Genomic DNA, 19,635 nt, shown 5'->3' with positions numbered 1-19,635 from the left:
TTAAAGGGCCATCTCAACTTGAACCAAGTCGATGAACGCATTCAAGCGCTCTTCTACTTCGTTTTCGTCTACACCCTGAAGTCTTTCTGTACCGAACTTTTCTACGCAGAAACTAGCCATGGCAGAACCGTGAATAATGGCGCGCTTTATGTTCTCAAAACTGATGTCGTCTGTCTTTGCCAAGTAGCCGATGAAGCCACCTGCAAAAGTGTCGCCCGCTCCGGTTGGATCAAACACTTCTTCCAACGGAAGGGCAGGAGCAAAGAATACTTCTTTATGGTTGAAGAGAAGCGCTCCGTGCTCACCTTTCTTAATGATCACGTTCTTAGGACCCATGCCCAAGATCTTCTTTGCGGCTTTTACAAGGCTGTATTCGCCGGAAAGCTGACGAGCTTCTTCGTCGTTAATGGTGAGGACATCTACGTTTTTAAGAGCGTCGATCAAGTCGTCCCAAAAGTTGTCCATCCAGAAGTTCATGGTGTCGAGTACAATTAACTTTGGACGGTTAGGGAGCTGGTCGAGAACGCGTTGCTGAATGCTTGGCATAAGGTTTCCAAGCATGAGGTATTTACAGTCCTTGTAGTTTTCTGGAACGATAGGATCAAAGGTTCCCAACACATTCAACTGTGTGTCAAGTGTGTCGCGAGTGTTCATATCGTTGCGGTATTTTCCGCTCCAAAAGAAGGTCTTTTCACCTTTCTTGATTTGAAGTCCGCCTAGATCTACACCTCTATTGGAAAGCAAATCCATGTGTTCCTGAGGGAAGTCTTCGCCCACCACAGAAACCAAATTCTGTTTGTCGAGATAGCGACTAGCGCTCAATCCGATGTAAGTAGCTGCGCCGCCTAGAATCTTATCTGTCTTTCCGAATGGAGTTTCAATGGCATCAAAGGCCACGGTGCCCACAATGAGTAAGCTCATTTTCAAATCGTTTAAAGGATGAAACCGGCGGCAAAGATAGGGAGCGTGGTTTACAAATCCCCACGGAGTGCTGAAAAGGGAGGGTTAGGGTTTTGAGATATACAGTTCACTTTGAGTATACGTGTCTACTTGATCCATCCAATCCATGTCGTATCTCTTGAACTCTACTTCGTGAATGGCACAGTATAATTTGCAGATTAGGGTTTGCTCTGCGATGAGTTTTTCACGTTCCCTATGCATGGCGTGAATGGTGAGATGATACCTGATGTCATCTTCAATCTTATTGAATTCTTCCTTCTTTTGGTCAAGCTTCCTTAAAATAGAAGACAGTTCTGAATCACTTGTTTTTTCAAGAGAAATGTGGATAAGTTGGTCTTCTTTATGAAGCTCAATAGGTTGGATATTCAACCACGGAGTATTGTCGGTGAAACCTATAGTTACCAGTTGATTTCCAGTTTGGGTTGAAGTGTTGAAATACGCATCTACAGTAATGGTTCTAGAGAATTCACCAGTGCCTAGGTTATTGAGTTTCAATATCGATTTAGGTGTGTTCAATACGATGTAGGAACGTATGAGATGCATGTTTTCCGCATGGTTTACTTTCACCTTGATATCTACGGGGTCCACTCTCGCGTATGCTCTTTTCTTGGTTAACAGTGTAATGGAAGAGGTCGTGGTAAATCCGTATTTCTTGAGACGGTATCTATTCCTTTTTACCACGGTGGTCACGTACTGTTTCACCATTTGATCCGCCAACTTGTTTTGTTGAGTGACATCGGTTTGAAGTTTTTGAATCAAGCGGGCCTGTTGCTGCTGTAAACTGTCTAGTTTGCGTTCGTAGTAAGCTGCAAGCAGTTTGGCCGATAGAGGAGCATCTGCTACATTGGTTAACTTCTCATTGGCGTAGTTGTGAAACTTTTTGGAATATTCTGATTCTTCTCCAAATAGCTCTAAGGCTTTTGAATGGGCCATTTCGTCTACCTTCCAGAGGTGCTTGTCTAAATTGTTGATGTAGATTTCGAGTAACTCTCGATTCTGAGTTTGATGAATGGTTTTAAGTCGTTGTTCAAACTCTCTGGTAGCGATAAAAGTCTGGTTGAACGGACTTTGGCGAATGGTAAAGATTGATCTTGGAAGAATATGTTTGCAAGGGTGGTACGCTAGGTACTCCACATCGTTATCTGGGTCATGATAGAAACACGGTGATCCATCTTCGAAACCTACAATGGAGAAGTAGAGGCTGTCCAGTTCTTCTTTGGTGAACTTCGCATCGCATGCTTCCGTTAGTAGCACGTCCATTTGTAAGTCTTTGTTGTAGGCTACGTAGGAAGAATCAGTAGAAGGACAAATGATGTCCTGAACCGTTCTTTCAAAATTAGGAGGGGTGAAGGTGAGCAGCTCAAAAGGAACGTTTATTAGATAGTTGGGTAGTGTCGTGGAATCCTTCCAAGCGATATCTCCGTTTGATTTCCGTTCTCCAGAATAGACCATAAGGTCACGTCCTACTTCTGTCGATGGAATTTCAGCGTAAACCGGATTCTTAGGATTGATGAATACTTCACTTCCATTAGAGGTAAAAGTCAATTGAATGGCGCCGATGTTCTCGAATCCTTCGTCACCTCTTGAAAGTGCCAATTCATGCAAGATCTGGCTTGATGGGGTTAGGGCTTCTACTAACACGGCAGAAACATGTCCAGTTACTATATCACCATACTTGTCTATTAATCCGCCTTTCGGAATGGCAATCACCACTCCTTCACGCCCTTCAATCACTGCATCTTCATTTGCATTGAAAGAGATGTTCTGGGGTTCTGTTTCAACGATGTCTGCAAGTGTTTGATAGGGTGTTGTGTCATCAGAATTGCAAGAAGAAAGAGTGAGTGCAAAGGCTGCGCACGCTAGGCTTTTAAAGAGAGTCATCGGTGAAAAAGTATCGGTAATGATCAAAGGTAGATTTTATTTCACGGGATAGATTTATCAACACCTGTGAATAACTTTTGCATCAAAAACACCTGTTTTACAGACGGTTAACACAACTGTGTATCGTGCTTTATACAGAGAGTTTAAACTTGTGTTGAATTAAAACTCGTGAGTTATGGTCACTACAGAAGAGCGCGGTTTAGATCAATTTGTAACGCGAAGAATGTTGCGCTACTGCAAGGAGAGTGGGTTGAATTACTACGAAGCGACGAAGGCATTGCACTTGTCTGAAGCGGAGAAGAGCGTGTACGAAGGGGAGTGGGTAGAGGCCTAATTCCGTCAGTTTAACATTTCCTGTGATAATAGCGCGGATTGTGAGGTCGTTAGGAGTCCAAACCTACACTCATGAAACGTCAACTCACCTACCTTGGCTTCTTAATCGCTTACCATATTCTCTTTTGGAATGAGGGTATTGGAATCAATGGGATCATCTTTTCGGCATCCAGTTTACTCTTCCTCCGAAAGGCTAAGCCGCTTGGCGTTGATGAGTGGCTCTATTTGCTGCCTTATCTCGCATCTATTGTAGGGCTTTTGTCTTTCCACAGCGTCTTTAGTGTGGTTGCCATGTTTCTCACATTCGTGACCTACGCAGGGTATATCGCCAATCAACAATCTTCAGTACTTGAGAATGGCTTTAACAGTGTACTCTCGTTTTTCTCATTGAATACGTGGCACCCTGCGTTGCCGGAAGTTCCCCGCGCTCAAAGGCGGAGATTCCCGGTCTTTAGGAAGGTGACCATTGCGGCCGTACCTGTTGCCATATTTGTCGTGTTCTATGCTCTGTTTGTGAATGGCAATCCCATTTTTAAAGAAATGCATCATGCCAGTTTTGCTCATTTCGCGAATTGGTTTGAGGGTATCAATACTACCTGGGTTGCGTTTATGGTGTTGGGATTGTTCCTCGTTCGATGGGCGATTTTGGGAAAGCGTCACGAGATTTTCGCCTTAAATTCTTCGAATACTTTATACAGAAAGAAGAGGCGGTATGAAGGGAAGATGCTCGATTTGAAAATGGAATACCAGATTGCCGTAGTCCTTTTCGCTATGCTGAATATCCTCTTCGCGGTGGCGAATTTTATTGATGTGAAGTGGGTTTGGTTTCAGTTCTATGTGGCCGATCAGTTCAGTTTGAAGGAATTCGTCCATCATGGAGTGAGCTATCTCATCTTCATTACTATGATTTCCGCTGCAATTCTGCTGTATTTCTTCCGTGGAAATTTGAATTACTACCCCGCGAATAAACGCCTTGTGCAGCTTGCATCTCTTTGGACCATTCAGAATATCATCCTCACGATTTCTGTAGCTATTCGAACGCTTCACTACATCGGGTTTCACGGTTTGGCACCGCTGCGATTGGGAGTGCTGATTTTTACAACCGTCTTGTTCGCCGCTTTACTGGCTGTAATTTTCAAGATTAATCGTCTGTATTCTTTGGCTTGGGTGACGAGAAGGACCTCGGCTTTCACACTGTTGCTTTTGGGAGTTTGCGCAATCGTACCTTGGAATCGATGGACGGCGATTCACAATTTGAATCATCCTGTAGCTAACGAGGTGGATGTGGATTACTACTTGGACTTGGAGCCCGATGCTTTTCCTATCCTCTATGAAAACCTAGACGTCATTCAACAACAATTAACGGCGCATTCATCCAACACGACCCGTTGGGTGAGCAATGACTATGAATCTTTTATGGCGAAGCTTGACGATCGAACGATGAGGTTTCTTCGGCAGTATGAAGATTCCGGTTGGCCCAGTTGGACACCTTCACGCCACTCAGCCTATCTGAAGCTCAAGCAGATTATGAGTGTGCGAGCCGAAGAGACGGCAGCATTGGATTAAACTCCATCTATTCGTGCATCACCCTGATTGATATCATGTTTGGTTCGATCTAGGATGGAGTACCTTTGAATAAAACACGTAGAATATGCGCTTTCATACCAGAAAATGGATCAAACCAGAAGACCTTAATCCCAATGGAACCCTCTTTGGCGGTAGCTTACTTAGGTGGATTGATGAAGAGGCAGCCATTTACGCCCATATTCAATTGGACAATGTGCGTGTCGTGACGAAATACATTTCAGAGATCAACTTTGTTTCATCAGCCGTTCAAGGAGATATCATTGAATTGGGAATGGTGGCCACGCATTTTGGAACCACCTCACTTACCATCCAAGTAGAGGTCCGCAACAAACTCACGCAAAAAACCATTCTTCAAATTGACAAGATGGTCTTTGTGAATGTGGGAGAAGATGGAAAGCCCACTCCGCACGGCAAGACAAAGATTGAATATGCAAAGGATAGGGTAAAGGATTAGGGAACTTTTGACAATAGTAGGAGCGAAAAGCATGGTGCCATAAATGAATAACCAAAAAAAAGCCCCGCATCGCGGGGCCTTTTTTTACTCTACCGTAATCTCAATAGTTTCACTGAGGGCTTCACCGTAACTCTGGTGCAAGCCATTGGCAAATTGTAGGGTCAATGTGTAGTTGCCCGGCTCTAGTTCGAGTTCGGTTTCAACCTGACCTTGACCGTAGTGAATGTGCTGTTCATCAGCAGGAACCGTTTCACCTTTAGAGATGTGTCCTTTGTTGATGATGATGTGGTGGTGACCGGTGTTGTAAGACAACTCTCCCGCAGGAACCACTTCGATGTTCTCAGCTCCCATGTCCACGTGAACCGGTGAGCTAACTACCTCGCCAGCCGTTGGAGTCATGAAGAATACACGAGCGCCTTCTTCGTACGCGAGTGGATCGTCAGACTGCATGTTCGTTGACGTAGCCTCCTCCATCGCTGGAGCCTCTTCTGTTGATACTTCGTTGTTAGAATCTGCATTGCTGCAAGATGCCATCATGGCTACAACAGCAGCCAATGTGAGTGTTTGAAACTTCATATAGTTGTGATTATTCAAATGAAAGTAGGATCTGATTTTTTTCTACGGCCTGACCCTTTTCTACCGATATGCTTTTGATAATACCCGCGGTTGGTGATTTGAGAACGTTCTCCATCTTCATTGCTTCTAGAACGAGAAGAGGATCGCCTTCTGCTACTTCTGCACCAATGGAAGTACGAATGTCCAATACAAGTCCAGGCATTGGAGCTTTTACGTCGCCTACTTTTTGAACGAGCGCATCGCTCATGCCCAATTTGTCGAGCAACAAGTCCATGTCGTCTTGCATCGTCATCTCATGCATGATACCGTTTACAGCGAGGATTGCCGTTTTGGTTTCAGCATCAAAATCATGGAGTTCAACCTCAAATGAACCGTCGCCGTAACGCACGTTAAATCGCCCGCCATCCTGACTTGCAATGTCCATTGTGTACTCCTTACCGTTGATCGTTCCTGCCGCTGCATTTTGGCGGTTTGGTACAACCTCGTATGTTTTATCGTTGGATTGAATCTTCAGCATGCATCAAAAATACTTAATTTTCGCCGCTCTACATGAGATGATATGAAGAAGAACACCCTCCTAGTCACTTTGTTTACCGCGAGTCTTTTCGCCAATGGACAGAGTGCAGAAATTGAAGAAGTAAGCATCACAGCTTCGAAAGAAGAGAACACAGCAGTTTATCACGCTTCAGCACCCCGTACAACCGACGTTGTTCACATGGATTTGAAGGTTTCCTTTGATTGGGAACATCAATACCTCAATGGTGAAGCGGTTCTCACCCTGAAGCCTTATTTCTATGAACTCGACACTTTTGTTCTCGATGCTCAAGGCATGGAGATCAAATCGATTGCGGAATCTGGAGGGGGAAGGAATAAAACCTTGGGTTACGAGTATGATGGTCGCACCTTGAAGATTGCAGCCGGTAAAACGCTAAATCGTTCGGAATCGATGAAGGTGAAGATCGTTTACGTTTCAAAGCCGAATGAATTGGAGGTGGAAGGTGGAGCTGCCATTACGGAAGCGAAGGGATTGTACTTTATCAACCCCACTCACGATGAAAATGGGTGGATGCCACAAGTGTGGACCCAAGGGGAGCCCGCTAGCAATTCGGTTTGGTTCCCAACGGTAGATCAGCCGAATGAGCGTATGACACACGAGATAGCCATCACTGTGCCGAAGAGCTACACTACGGTTTCCAATGGTCGTTTGGATTTTACCACTAACAACTCCAATGGTACTCGTACAGATTTTTGGTTGATGGATCAGCCGCACGCTCCTTACTTGGTCATGATGGCCGTAGGTGAGTTCGCCTCGCAATCGGATGAGTGGAATGGCATCCCTGTGAATTATTATGTGGAGCCAGAATATGCAAATGTTGCACGTAAGGTGTATCCACACACCACAGAAATGCTCACCTTTTTCTCCGAAATTCTCGGTACTCCCTACCCTTGGCAGAAGTACGATCAAATCACCGTTCGCGAATATGTGAGCGGAGCGATGGAGAACACAACAGGAGTCATTTTTGGCGATTTCATGTACGGTGATAGTCTTTCTTGGGCAGATGGAACGGGAGAAGACGTTGTGAGTCACGAGATGTTCCACCACTGGTTTGGTGATTTGGTGACGTGTGAATCTTGGGCCAACCTTCCCCTCAATGAGTCTTTTGCCACCTATGGTGAAGTGCTATGGAAAGAGCACATGTACGGTGAAGACGAAGGAGCTTGGCATTCGTACAACGACCTTCGAGGATATTTCCGCGAGTATAATCGAGGCAAGAGCGTTGACCTCATTCGTTACGATTACGAATCGGTTTTGGGAATGTTTGATGGACATTCCTATGCCAAAGGAGGTAGAGTACTTCTCATGCTTCGCACCATTTTGGGAGATGAGGCTTTCTTTGAAGGGCTTCGCGTTTACTTGGAAGACAATCGATATCAATCAGTGGAAATTCACAACCTGCGACTAGCTTTCGAGAAAGTTTCTGGATTGGATTTAAACTGGTTCTTCAACCAATGGTTCTTGGCTAAAGGTCACCCTATTCTTCAGATTGAACACAAATACGATAGAGAATCAGGCCAACAGATCATGACGGTTACACAGACCCAAGACTTGTCGGAAGTGCCGCTTTATCGTCTTCCTGTTCAAGTGGATGTTCATACCAGTTTGGGTGTGAAAACCTATGATATTATTGTAGATCGAGAAGTTCAAGAGTTCCGCTTTGACGTGATGTCGAAACCATTCTTGGTGCACTTCGATGCGCAGCAATACTTGTTGGCGGATATACAAGACAACAAACCTGCAGATTTCTTATTGCACCAATTGGCGAATGGTCCGCGCATGTTGGATCGCTATGAAGCTGTGGAAGCCTTGTTCAGCACCAATGTGGTTAGAATGGGTACCATTGTTCGCATTTGTTTGAAGGATGATTTCCATGCCATTCGAATGATGTCACTTCGCAAAGTTCCAGAATTGGATTCTGTTGAGGCCAACAAGGTGAAGAGTGAAGTTCGTGCATTGTTGACAGATGAAAACACCGCCATTCGATCCAAAGCCTATGAAATTTGGCATGAGGTATACGGAGAGGGTGATGCGGCATTCTATGCGAATGCGACAGAAACCGAAACATCTTATGAAGCTAAAAGCGGCGCTTTTGATGTTTGGATACAATTGGATGAAGCGGCAGCGCTTACTTATGCCAGAGCGCATGTAGGAAAGGTTCGCGGCGGATTGGAAACCAGTATCAACATAGCCTTGCTACAAGATCCCAGTCGTTCAACACCAGATCAAGTAATCGGCTATTTGAACACTGCCGGGGTAGAACGTCAACCGTCTATTCACTTGTGGTTGCCAAAATATATGATTCAATTGAACGAATCCGACTTCCAGCGCGTTTACTCCGTGACTCGTGAGATTCAAAGCGGCAACTCAAATGCAGAGGGCTATTTTAATTACGGAATTCGAATCGCTAGAGCCGGAGTTCAACGTGAACTTCAAAACCCAGATTTATCTGAAGAAGAGTTGAATGAGCGCAAAAGATGGGAAAGCCAGCTCAAAGTGCTACTAGACTCTGAATAAGGACGTAACTTTGACGCAATAGAAAGAAACACAATAGAATGTTTATACAAATCGCCCAGTTCCTCCTCGGGCTTTCCATCCTCATAGTTCTTCACGAATTCGGACACTTTATTCCGGCTAAGCTCTTCGGAACACGAGTGGAGAAATTCTATCTCTTTTTCGATTACAAGTTTTCTCTAATCAAAAAGAAAATTGGCGATACCGTTTACGGCATTGGCTGGATTCCACTTGGTGGCTATGTGAAGATATCAGGAATGGTAGATGAAAGCATGGATACCGATGGACTTTCCAAAGAACCTGAACCTTGGGAATTTCGCGCTAAACCAGCGTGGCAGCGCCTGATTATTCTCACCGGTGGTGTGATTGTCAACTTCGTTTTAGCCATTGTGATTTACGCTGGAATGATGGCGTATTACGGCGAGAGTTACATCGAGTCTAAGAACGTGAAATACGGTTACACTTTCTCGGAAAGCATGAAAGAACACGGCTACCGGGATGGCGACAAGATTGTCAGTATTGGTGGTGATACGCTCGATCGTGCGGATGATGTCCGTATGTCATTACTCGTAGGTCTAGACGAAGAGGTCGTTGTTGATCGCAATGGGGAAATGGTTTCCCTCACCACAGATGACGCATTGGTGAGCGCGATTATCAACGATATAAACGACACCATTTACCCTCTTAATTTCCGTGTGCCATATATTGCAGGTACTATTATTGAAGGATCTGCAGCAGAGGCATCTGGAATTCAGATCGGCGATAGTATTTATGCTTTAAACGGTGAACCATTACTCTTCCTTGATCAATATCTAGCTGAGGTTCCGAATTACAAGTTCGATACGATTACCTTGGATTACTACCGTGATGGTGTTGCGATGAGCACTCCTGTGTACGTAGATTCAACGGGCAAAATTGGTCTTGGAGCTGAAATGAATATTCCTATAACTCACACCATCTATTCGGGTATGAGTGCGATCACGGCTGGATGGGACAAGAGTATTTCTAAACTCGATTATTACCTCCGTCAGTTTAAGATCATTTTTAGTCCAGAGACGGGAGCGGCTGGACAAATTGGAGGTTTCAAAACCATGATGCAACAGTATGAGGAAGGTTCTTGGAACTGGGAGAGATTCTGGGGCACAACCGCTTTTATTAGCATCATGCTAGGGTTCTTGAACATCCTTCCTATCCCTGCTCTAGATGGTGGTCACGTGGTTTTCACATTGATTGAAATGGCAACGGGACGCAAGCCGAGCATCAAGGTGTTAGAATACGCTCAAATGATTGGTTTCTTCCTACTATTAGGACTTCTAGTTTATGCCAACCTCAACGACTTCGGAGTTTGGGATATTTTTAAGGGTTGATGAGGTAAACATATTCTCCTATTATAGAATCGATAAAGACGAATAGCCGACAAGGTTGTTCGTCTTTTTGTTTGAAATAATGGTAGTTTATATACCTTGTTGAGATGATTCTCAATTTCAAGCCATGGGTAAGCTCAATAGACAGGCACGCATTTTTTCAAGATACATAGGTCTTCTTTTTCTTGCGATAGGAGTAATCTTGCTTTTTACCGAAACGGTCGTTTCTGGCTCTAGTCTGTCTATTCAAGAAGGGTCTACAAGCAGCCATGCTGTTAACTCGGGAGGAGCAATAGAGTGGTGGGGTTTTATCGGTCTTGGATTGCTGTGCTTCTTTTTGAGTTTGTTCATTTTTGTTGATCGGCCTTATGTTTCTTCCGAGGAGGATTAAAGAAGGCTAGAGGGTCTTCAAACTCATCTCCCATTCCTCACCTCTTTTTTACTAGCTTTGCTTCATGCGCAAGTTGCTCTACACCATGTTTTTGTGGACGGCGGGATTAATCCTTTTCGCTCATTCTGTGGTGCCGCATGTTCACCATACGGCCGAAGAGCCTGTGGCGGAGTGTGAAGAGACCCAGCCAGATGGACTGATTGATGCACTTGCTGCTATTTTCCATTTTAATACGGGAGACATTGATCACTTTCAGGTTCAGAAGGTGTCATCTGCCAATGTATTAGCTATTCAATTGGGCGATATTCCTTCGCCTCTTTTTCTTTTTCCTCCGGTAGAAGAGGATTATCAGTTTGTCCCTTTTCCACCATGTGCGCTGCCCACCAGTAAAGTCTGGGTGGAGTCTCACACTCTTCGTGGACCCCCGCGTGTTTGATTTTACCGTCAGAGTTTCGGCTGTAGAACGAACACAACTATATCATGTTTGAAAAAATTATTCGAGGGTCCGTAAAGAACGGTCTCTTGGTCATCCTGCTTGTTGCAGGAATTATAGGCGGAGGCATTTGGTCGCTAAATGGATTGACCATTGATGCCGTGCCAGACATAACGAACAATCAAGTGCAAGTGGTTACGGTGTCTCCATCGCTTGCCCCTCAGGAAGTGGAACAATTCATTACCTATCCTGTGGAAATCGCCATGGCAAACTTGCCAAAAGTGGAGGAAATACGATCGGTTTCTCGTTACGGACTCTCCGTAGTGACGGTTGTATTTGACAAGGATTTACCCACCCTCGATGCTCGTCAATATGTGAAGGAACAGATTGATATGGCCATGGAGGAAATTCCACCGGGAATGGGCGCCCCCGGACTCATGCCCATTACAACAGGGTTGGGTGAAGTGTATCAATATACCCTTGAAGTAGATCCCGCATTTTCGGATAAATATGGTCCGCAAGAACTGCGAACTCTTCAAGACTGGATTGTAAAACGACAATTGGCGGGAATTCCCGGTGTGGTTGAGATCAGCAGTTTTGGTGGAAAGTTGAAGCAGTATGAAGTGAGTGTAGACCCTCGGGCATTAAACTCCATGGGCATTACACTGGAAGATGTTTGGGATGCACTGAGTGCGAACAACCTGAACGCAGGAGGGAGCTACATTGAGAAAGGCCCAGATGCTTGGTATATCCGGGTAGAAGGATTGATCAAGAACACCTCTGATATTGATGCTATTTCTGTAGCGGCAAGTGATGGAACGCCTATTCGATTGGGTTCTTTTGCCCGCGTTATCGAAGGGTCGGCGCCTCGCTTTGGGGCAATGACTAAAGATGGTAAAGGTGAAACTGTAGGTGGAATCACTTTGATGTTGAAGGGGGAGAATGCCTATGCCGTTACGGAGGAAGTGGAAAAGCGCGTGCACAATATCCAGCAAACGCTGCCTGAAGGCGTAACCATCGTTCCTTATCTAGATCGTGCGGATTTGGTGGGAAGAACCATTCAAACCGTTAGCAAGAACTTAATTGAAGGCGGATTAATTGTCATACTCGTTCTAATTGTCCTGCTTGGCAATTGGAGAGCTGGATTCATCGTGGCGTCTGTGATCCCACTTTCCATGTTGTTCGCAATCATCTGCATGAACTACTTTGGAGTGAGTGCGAACTTGATGTCGTTGGGTGCCATCGACTTTGGAATTGTGGTAGATGGAGCGGTGATTATTGTCGAAAGTATCCTCTTTCACTTACATGGCAAAGGGAAGTTGGGACGAGAAGAACATCAAGCTCTGGTCGTTCGCTCTTCGAGTTCCATTTATAAATCGGCGGCCTTTGGTGTGCTGATTATCTTGGTGGTGTTCCTTCCGGTACTCACCCTTGAAGGGGTAGAGGGACGAATGTTCCGCCCAATGGCGCAAACAGTGAGCTTCGCATTGGTAGGGGCATTGATCTTGTCGATTACCTATGTTCCATGGATGTCGGCAGTTTTCTTGAAAGAAGTGAATGAGAACCCGAAGTCTTTGAGCAATCGCATCATGGACCGTTTAAAGAAGATGTATCGATCTACATTGGAACGGGCGCTTTCTCAGCCAAAAACTGTCATTTCCATTTCGGCCATAGTGCTTGCAGGTGCGGTTTACAGTTTCACTCACCTAGGTTCTGTCTTCATTCCAACTTTGGAAGAAGGAGATTTAGCCATGCAAGTGAGTATGCGAACAGGTACCAACTTGACCGAAGTTATTCGAACCACAACAGCGGCAGAGCATGTGCTGATGGAGGAGTTTCCAGAAGTAAATCATGTGGTGAGTAAAATTGGTACAGCAGAAGTTCCAACCGACCCTATGCCGGTAGAGGCTGCGGACGTAATGATCTTACTCAAGCCAAAAGAGGAGTGGACGAGCGCTGAAACTCGAGAGGAGCTGATGGAGAAGATGGAACATGCACTGGAAGCGGTTCCTGGAGCAACTTTCGAGTTTACTCAGCCGATTCAACTTCGCTTCAACGAATTGTTAAGTGGTTCGAAGGCCGATGTTGCCGTAAAGATCTATGGGGAAGATCTCGATACTCTAGCGGATTTGGCCAACGATGTAGCTCCTTTTATTGCAGATGTTCCCGGTGCCGCCGACGTAAAAGTGGAAGCTACACAGGGGATGCGCTTTCAGCGAGTAGTTCCCAACAGGTCGTTATTGGCCTTTCACGGAGTTAGTGTAGATGAGGTAGCCCGTCTGATTGAGTTTGCCTATGCCGGCGGGGTGGCTGGTACGGTATACGAGGGCGAACGACGATTTGAATTGGTCGTGCGTTTAAATCCCGAATCCCGAATCGACAATAACCTCAGCCAGATTATGGTACACACCGCTCACGGTCACACCATCCCATTGTCGGCTTTGATTGTGGTAGAAAACATTGAAGGACCAAGCCAAATCTCTAGAGATAACACCATGCGACGTGTCGCTATTGGGGTCAACGTTCGCGAGCGCGATATCACGGGAGTGGTTGGAGATATTCAGAAGATTTTTGATCAGAAAATCGACCTTCCTCCAGGATACAGAGTGGAATATGGTGGGGATTTTGAAAATCTTCAGAATGCCACAGATCGATTACTCGTAGCCGTGCCAGTGGCTTTGGCTTTGATTCTCGTTTTGCTCTTCGCTGCTTTTGGATCGGCAAAGTATTCTCTGTTGATCTTTAGCGCCATTCCTCTGTCCGCCATTGGTGGAATTGCGGCTCTGTGGATTCGCGGCATGCCTTTCTCCATTTCTGCGGGAATCGGTTTCATTGCACTGTTTGGAGTGGCCGTTTTAAATGGAATTGTGATGGTGAGTCACCTTAATGATCTGCGTATGAAATCAACCAAATCCTTGCGAGAGGTTATTGTACAGGGGGGGAGCGACCGACTTCGTCCAGTGCTCATGACCGCATCAGTTGCTGCTCTTGGATTTTTGCCCATGGCTTTGAGTAGCTCGGCCGGTGCAGAAGTTCAAAAGCCTCTAGCCACTGTGGTGATTGGAGGGTTGATTTCGGCCACCTTGCTCACTTTGATTGTACTGCCAGTCTTGTACCAATGGCTGCATCATAAAACGAAGGTAAGTGTGCCTCATTCAGCGGTAGTTTTACTGTTGTTCCTATCCAGCGGGTCACTTTTTGGTCAGCAGCCACTTACCGCGGATAAAGCAGTGGAAATTGGATTGTTGAATCATCCAAAGTGGATACAGGCGGAGGCGGCCGTAGCCAGTGCGCGCGCTGAAAAGAGTGCCGCTGTTACGTTGGATCCCCTACAGGCTCAATTCCAATATGGCCAAATCAATGCCTCTGATATGGATTACAACATTTCCGTGAATCAAGACATTGGATCCATCTTGGAGCATCTTCGAAGAGGCCAATCTGGAGAAGCACTCATTCAATTGCGGGAGGCAGAATTCCAGCGAGAAGAACAGCGGTTAGTCTGGGTCATTCGACAGGCCCATCTCGATTGGGAACTTCAATATTGGAAATGGAGAACGCTCAAGAACCAATACGATAGCCTGAGCACTTTTGAAGATAAGATCAATCTTCGGGCAGAGTTGGGTGATGCGCGTCCTTCGGAAGCACTCCAATACCGAGCGGAGCTCAGGCGATTTTACAATAGCGTGACCAATCAGCGGATCTCCTTCTTAAATGCACAACGCGCTCTGTTCACATTGCTCCAAACCGATTCGGCTTTTGTTCCTGCGGGAAGTGATTTTATGGAGTTGTCTTTAGTGACGACAGAAGCGGCCTTAGACAGCGCATTGTTGATGCCGCTTCAGGCACAAATGATGTACAGCGAAGCAAAGGTGAATGAAAGCGGAGCCGTTTACTTCCCAAAGATTTCTGTGGGGTACTTCAATCAGATGTTAGAGGGGGTTTCGGGATTTCAAGGAATTTCAGTGGGAATGAGTTTTCCTTTGTGGTTTGCTCGTGAGCGCGCCAACCTTCGACAGGCGAAGCTAGACGCCGAAGTGACCAGAAGTCAGATGGCATACGAGCAACAGGTGTATGTGAATCAATTGGAAGTGATCCATTCGCAACTGCTGCTTCAAGCCGATCAGTTGGAGAGTTTCGCTCGCCCTTCACAGGCAGATGCCGAGAGGTTGTTGAAAACAGCCAACGCTGAGTGGGAGGGCGGTGAGATTGAATTCTACGCATATTTTCAACTCATCCGCACCGCCGTCAATTTGAAGATGGATCGATTGGAAACTATCCATCAATACAACAGCACAGTTCTTCACTATGAATTTCTTACACAATGAAAAGTAAGTTTCTATATATCGCATTAGTTCTATTTGCCGCGAGTTGCGGTGAGTCGGAATCGCCGGAAACCATGATGGAAGATCAGGGTCATTCACATTCGGCAGAGTTCAAAACTGGTATGCCCACAAAGGATACGGTTTACAGCATTATTCAATGTACAGGAGTTGTAGATGTTCCTCCTCAAAGTAGAGCGACGGTAAGTGCGCCGCTTGGAGGTTATCTGCGAGAAGTTCGCTTCTATCCAGGAGAGCGAGTGAACAAGGGAGATGTCCTCGCTCGAATTGCCCATCCCGATTACGTGGAGCTGCAACGCACATACCTCGACTCTAAAGCGAAGACCGCTTTTTATGAGGCCGATTTAGATCGAAAGCGCGAGCTATACGAATCTCAAGCCATCAACGAGCGTGCACTTCAAGAAGTGGTTTCGCAATACGAAGTTCAGAAGTCAACCATGATGGCCGCTGCGGCAAGTCTTCTTCAGATGGGAATTAACCCCAATGACCTCACCGCTGAAACCATTCAAAGTGAGTTGATTCTCCGATCACCAATCACGGGACATATCACACATATTGATGGCAACTTGGGTCAGCATGTTACGCCAGAAGACTTGATTTATGAAATCGTAGACGACACGCACATGCACATCGAATTATCCGTTTTCCCAAGAGATATTCAAGGGGTGCGTGAAGGGCAATCTATTCGCTTCATGCTGCCAGGTGATCCAACCATTTACAAAGGGGACATTCAACAGGTTGGTCGGCAAGTTCGACCTGAGTCGGGTGCCTTTATCATCCATGCGCATCCAGAGGAGGCTATTGAGGCACTGCGTCCGGGGCAGTATGTAGATGGTGAAATCATCATCGCGCCACACGTGGGCATGGTTTTACCGCAATCGGCTGTAGTCAGTAAAGGCGATGAAAACTTCGTATTTGAAGTGGTAGATGGAGAATATCGTCAACGTGCAGTCCGCACAGGAGTAGTGATCAATGGGAACGTCGAGATCTTAGATTCCCTCGAATTTCCGGTGGTTCTAGAGAAGGCTCACCTGTTGATGGATGCAGCAGGAGGACATACACATTAAGGCGGATTTAAGTTTTTGCAAAAAAAGTTTCAAACTGTACCAACCCTTTTCAAAACACGACCGTCTATACATTCAGAAAGAGTCTCCGTGACCCTTATGAACAGATTAAGATTAGGTTAGTTGTTCAGTAGGTGGATTGTTCGATAATCCGGAGATCTGTGTCGAATGCGTACATTGGATCTCTGGATTTTCTTTTGGCTTAAACATGCAGGTAAGTAAAGAACTCATAGCAAGGTGCAGAAAGCACGAACGGGCAGCCCAATTTGAGCTGTACAAAGACTGCTATGGAATTCTCTTAAGTGTTTGTATGCGCTACGAGAAGAACAAGGAGGATGCAGAAGAACTTCTGAACCTCGCCTTCTACAAGATACTAACACGATTAGATAAATACCACGACGATACTCCGTTTGAAGCGTGGATTCGCCGCATCACCATTAATACGGTAATCGATGAATTCCGCAAGAAGAACAGAGATCGTCACGCTTTCTTCGATCAATTAGAAGGTCATGTGCCTGTTTCGTCTATGGACTACAACGAGGCTGATCGTCAGTTTGATGCAGAAGAATTGGAGATAATGATTCGAGAGTTGCCACCCGTAAGTCAGAAGGTTTTCAACCTATACGTGATTGACGGGTACAACCATAAGGAAATTGGAGAAATGCTGGGCATCAGCGAAGGAACGTCTAAATGGCACCTGAGTACTGCTCGTAAGACATTGAAAAACAAGTTGAGGGGCTTCGTCACTAAAGTGGCAAGTATCATGTTATGACCGAGAAGGAATTAGAAAAATTATTCCGGAAGAAATTTGAAGGTAGAACCTTTGAATTTAATCCTGCTGCCTGGGAAGGAGCTGAAAAGCTGATTGTCCAAGGTGAGCGTAGGAAGCGTCGTCGTGTGATTGCGTCGTGGTCAGCAGCTGCATCGGTGGCCCTGATCGGCGGTCTCATGTCTTGGAACGCAATGACTACTCCGGAGTCGCCTGCTAACAACGCTGTCGCTTGGCCTTCAATGGAAGCCAACGCCGATGTTGAAACGATTGCATCCCAATCGGAATCTACCCCAAGCAGAAATGTAGGAGGTGAGCCTGCGGATGCCTCGTCACCTCAAGTAGAGAGTCGTTCGGGTGGAGATGAATCTTCTGCCTCAACAACAAGCCTTGCATCCCATGCGAGCAGTATTCGAGGTCGCTCAGATCAATCATCTTCTGAAACTTCTTTTGCGCGTGCAGAGATGAGCGATAACATGAGCTTTGAATCACAAGAATTACTTGTGGTTGACGCTAAATCGTACACCTACCGTGCCGATGAATTAGCCCTAGCTGGGTTAACGGAATCGGATGAATCTATGATGTACGAGATTGCGGATGTTAGCGCCGTGAACGAATTTGACGAACGTTCAGAAGAGGAAGTGATCAATAGACCACGTCACAGTGTGAAGCCTTGGACCGTTGCAGTTGAAGGTGGAGTGAATATGACATCCATGACTGGTGGAGCAAGGGGGATGACTCCCTCTTACTATGGTGGAGGTCTTGTGAACTACTCCTTGAATGACACTTGGGGTGTTCAATCTGGACTTACCTACGCTCGTCGCTCTAGTTTTGGTGATAGCCGAGCAAGTTCTACAGTGGACTACGGCTTTGGATCTACCCGCATTGATGTTACGGTTCAATCCAAATGGGTAGACTATCTCGAGCTTCCTGTTTCAGCTACATATGCCTTTGGAGATCACCAGCTAGAAGCGGGTATCTATGCAGCATATAAGTTGATGGGTATGAGCAAGGTAACGCGTACGACGGAAGCGACTAACGCACGTTCTACCACAGATACCTATCTCGCTCAAGATACCGACGATGATAACTCCGATTTCGATATGGGTCTTCAAATGGGTTATGCTTACCGCGTAAGCGACCGATGGAAGATTACAGCGAATGGCGTAGTAGGACTTACAGATGGCTTTGCCTTTGAGAATTCAGGGAATAACCAACATCTCCAGTTCCGATTGGGAGGTAGATACATGCTTTGGTAATGAAAAAGTCTACACTCTATATATCCGCACTTCTTGTGGTTGCCTTGGCCTCTTGTCGTAAAGATGCGCCATTGCCGGCTCCAACCTCTCCAGATTTCTACGTGCATGCATTGGTAGATGGAGTGGAAGAATCTGTGATTGCTGGTGACGGTGGATACTACATGTATACCGATTATCAGTTTCCTGAAGACAAGGCACCTATTATTGTTGGCGACCTGCGCTCTTCTGTTGAGGGCACCAGTTCTTGGAAATTTGAGTTTACCAATAATTCCACCGACGAAGAAATTGATTTGGAAAGTGTTCTTGCACTGGGTGATAAATCGCTTGCCTCTTCCGACATCGTTCAGAATAAGTCGATTCTCAACATTAAGCCGAAGGCTAGTTTTGGCGCAGAGACGAGTGATATGCCGAGCTACTATTGGAGATATCAGCATGGTGCAAGCATCCCTTTGATCAATCCTGTTTTCACTTTCGACTCTACTAATTATTCAGGTAAGCAACCTATTGTAACCATCGGCTCGCGTTTCTACAATCGATACGACATTGAAACCTCTCGTTGTGTGGACATCCTCCACCCAGAGGATTGGGCGGCTTTTGAAGTAGAAGTCGTTCAACCGGGAGTGTATATTTTTTACATATCTCCTTATTTCTCTTCACAGGTAAATCAGGTTTATTGGGATATCAACGGTGATGCAGCTGGGCAGGGTGATACGTTGTTCTATCGTCACCCGACAGGAGTTGTAGGTTCTAAGTTTTTTGTGACAGCGGGATTCCGTCACACCAATGGTGCGAGAACCTGTGAGAGCCGTGATGTGGTTATCCTCAATTCCGATTTGGTTCCGCCTAATATGGACTTCCAGTATAAAGTGGAATCCGGCATGACCATCGATTCTCTTCAACTCAATAAAGTGAACATCACATATACCACTCCGAGTGGTACCGTATATTCTACTTCTATGCACAGCAATCCTGGAACTGTGTCTATTCAAGAAGTTACAGATTACGTGAACGATGCAGAAGGCCGTCCAACGGTTAAGCTCATCGTGAGTGGATCTTTTCTCCTCCAGGACGCGACTGGCGACGAATTGCGCATTGACAATGCTGAGTTTGTTATTGCCGTCGCAACCAGCGACCCGTAACTGGGAAGCGACTTC

16 protein-coding genes are annotated in these 19,635 nt (G+C 45.8%); 12 read left to right on the top strand and 4 right to left on the bottom strand.

From position 1 onward, the window contains the following. Together F8C82_RS11880 and F8C82_RS11875 are read right to left on the bottom strand one after the other, a co-directional pair. Window positions 1–921, bottom strand: coding sequence for a PfkB family carbohydrate kinase (locus F8C82_RS11880; RefSeq protein WP_151693805.1), 921 nt, complete (start codon window positions 919–921; stop codon window positions 1–3). Window positions 922–1,005: 84 nt separating this feature from the next. Beyond that, a complete protein-coding gene (locus F8C82_RS11875) occupies window positions 1,006–2,841 on the bottom strand; it encodes a hypothetical protein (RefSeq protein WP_151693804.1) in 1,836 nt (611 codons plus the stop codon). A gap of 175 nt (window positions 2,842–3,016) precedes the next feature. Here F8C82_RS11875 and F8C82_RS14760 point away from each other — a divergent pair, with 175 nt between their 5' ends. From F8C82_RS14760 to F8C82_RS11865, 3 genes are all read left to right on the top strand, one after another. Continuing rightward, window positions 3,017–3,175: a hypothetical protein gene (locus F8C82_RS14760; protein ID WP_170266246.1), complete on the top strand. Its 159-nt coding sequence runs from the start codon at window positions 3,017–3,019 to the stop codon at window positions 3,173–3,175. 71 nt (window positions 3,176–3,246) lie between these two features. Next, on the top strand, window positions 3,247–4,740 hold the full coding sequence (locus F8C82_RS11870; RefSeq protein ID WP_151693803.1) for a DUF4153 domain-containing protein: 1,494 nt from the start codon (window positions 3,247–3,249) through the stop codon (window positions 4,738–4,740). An 85-nt stretch (window positions 4,741–4,825) separates the two neighbouring features. Next, a complete protein-coding gene (locus F8C82_RS11865; protein ID WP_151693802.1) occupies window positions 4,826–5,215 on the top strand; it encodes an acyl-CoA thioesterase in 390 nt (129 codons plus the stop codon). Between the two features lie 84 nt (window positions 5,216–5,299). Here F8C82_RS11865 and F8C82_RS11860 read toward each other — a convergent pair whose 3' ends face one another. Both F8C82_RS11860 and F8C82_RS11855 read right to left on the bottom strand, forming a co-directional pair. After that, complete coding sequence (locus F8C82_RS11860; protein WP_223279548.1) at window positions 5,300–5,791, bottom strand: DUF4399 domain-containing protein; 492 nt, start codon at window positions 5,789–5,791, stop codon at window positions 5,300–5,302. Between the two features lie 10 nt (window positions 5,792–5,801). After that, on the bottom strand, window positions 5,802–6,308 hold the full coding sequence (locus F8C82_RS11855; RefSeq protein ID WP_151693801.1) for a biotin/lipoyl-containing protein: 507 nt from the start codon (window positions 6,306–6,308) through the stop codon (window positions 5,802–5,804). Window positions 6,309–6,350: 42 nt separating this feature from the next. On the opposite strand from F8C82_RS11855, the gene F8C82_RS11850 reads away from it, so the two are divergent. The 9 genes from F8C82_RS11850 (at window position 6,351) to F8C82_RS11810 (ending at window position 19,620) form a co-directional block, all read left to right on the top strand. Then, a complete protein-coding gene (locus F8C82_RS11850; protein ID WP_151693800.1) occupies window positions 6,351–8,864 on the top strand; it encodes a M1 family metallopeptidase in 2,514 nt (837 codons plus the stop codon). A 38-nt stretch (window positions 8,865–8,902) separates the two neighbouring features. Continuing rightward, window positions 8,903–10,228: an RIP metalloprotease RseP gene (gene rseP / locus F8C82_RS11845; RefSeq protein WP_151693799.1), complete on the top strand. Its 1,326-nt coding sequence runs from the start codon at window positions 8,903–8,905 to the stop codon at window positions 10,226–10,228. A 124-nt stretch (window positions 10,229–10,352) separates the two neighbouring features. Beyond that, a complete protein-coding gene (locus F8C82_RS11840) occupies window positions 10,353–10,616 on the top strand; it encodes a hypothetical protein (RefSeq protein ID WP_151693798.1) in 264 nt (87 codons plus the stop codon). Window positions 10,617–10,680: 64 nt separating this feature from the next. Beyond that, entirely contained in the window at window positions 10,681–11,052 is a 372-nt protein-coding gene (locus tag F8C82_RS11835) for a hypothetical protein (protein WP_151693797.1), read from the top strand. Between the two features lie 44 nt (window positions 11,053–11,096). Beyond that, entirely contained in the window at window positions 11,097–15,374 is a 4,278-nt protein-coding gene (locus tag F8C82_RS11830; RefSeq protein WP_151693796.1) for a CusA/CzcA family heavy metal efflux RND transporter, read from the top strand. Beyond that, window positions 15,371–16,456: an efflux RND transporter periplasmic adaptor subunit gene (locus F8C82_RS11825; RefSeq protein WP_151693795.1), complete on the top strand. Its 1,086-nt coding sequence runs from the start codon at window positions 15,371–15,373 to the stop codon at window positions 16,454–16,456. Before F8C82_RS11830 ends, F8C82_RS11825 begins: the two co-directional genes overlap by 4 nt. A gap of 205 nt (window positions 16,457–16,661) precedes the next feature. Further along, on the top strand, window positions 16,662–17,225 hold the full coding sequence (locus F8C82_RS11820; protein WP_151693794.1) for an RNA polymerase sigma factor: 564 nt from the start codon (window positions 16,662–16,664) through the stop codon (window positions 17,223–17,225). Then, window positions 17,222–18,481 carry an outer membrane beta-barrel protein gene (locus F8C82_RS11815; RefSeq protein ID WP_151693793.1) on the top strand — a complete coding sequence of 420 codons (1,260 nt, stop codon included), beginning with the start codon at window positions 17,222–17,224 and terminating at the stop codon, window positions 18,479–18,481. Before F8C82_RS11820 ends, F8C82_RS11815 begins: the two co-directional genes overlap by 4 nt. Beyond that, on the top strand, window positions 18,481–19,620 hold the full coding sequence (locus F8C82_RS11810; protein WP_151693792.1) for a hypothetical protein: 1,140 nt from the start codon (window positions 18,481–18,483) through the stop codon (window positions 19,618–19,620). Before F8C82_RS11815 ends, F8C82_RS11810 begins: the two co-directional genes overlap by 1 nt. The last annotated feature ends 15 nt before the right edge of the window (window positions 19,621–19,635 follow it).

This window comes from Phaeocystidibacter marisrubri (assembly GCF_008933165.1).
Lineage (GTDB): Bacteria > Bacteroidota > Bacteroidia > Flavobacteriales > Schleiferiaceae > Phaeocystidibacter > Phaeocystidibacter marisrubri.
Note: the sequence above shows the minus strand (reverse complement) of the source record. Positions and strands in the feature narration are given on the sequence as shown.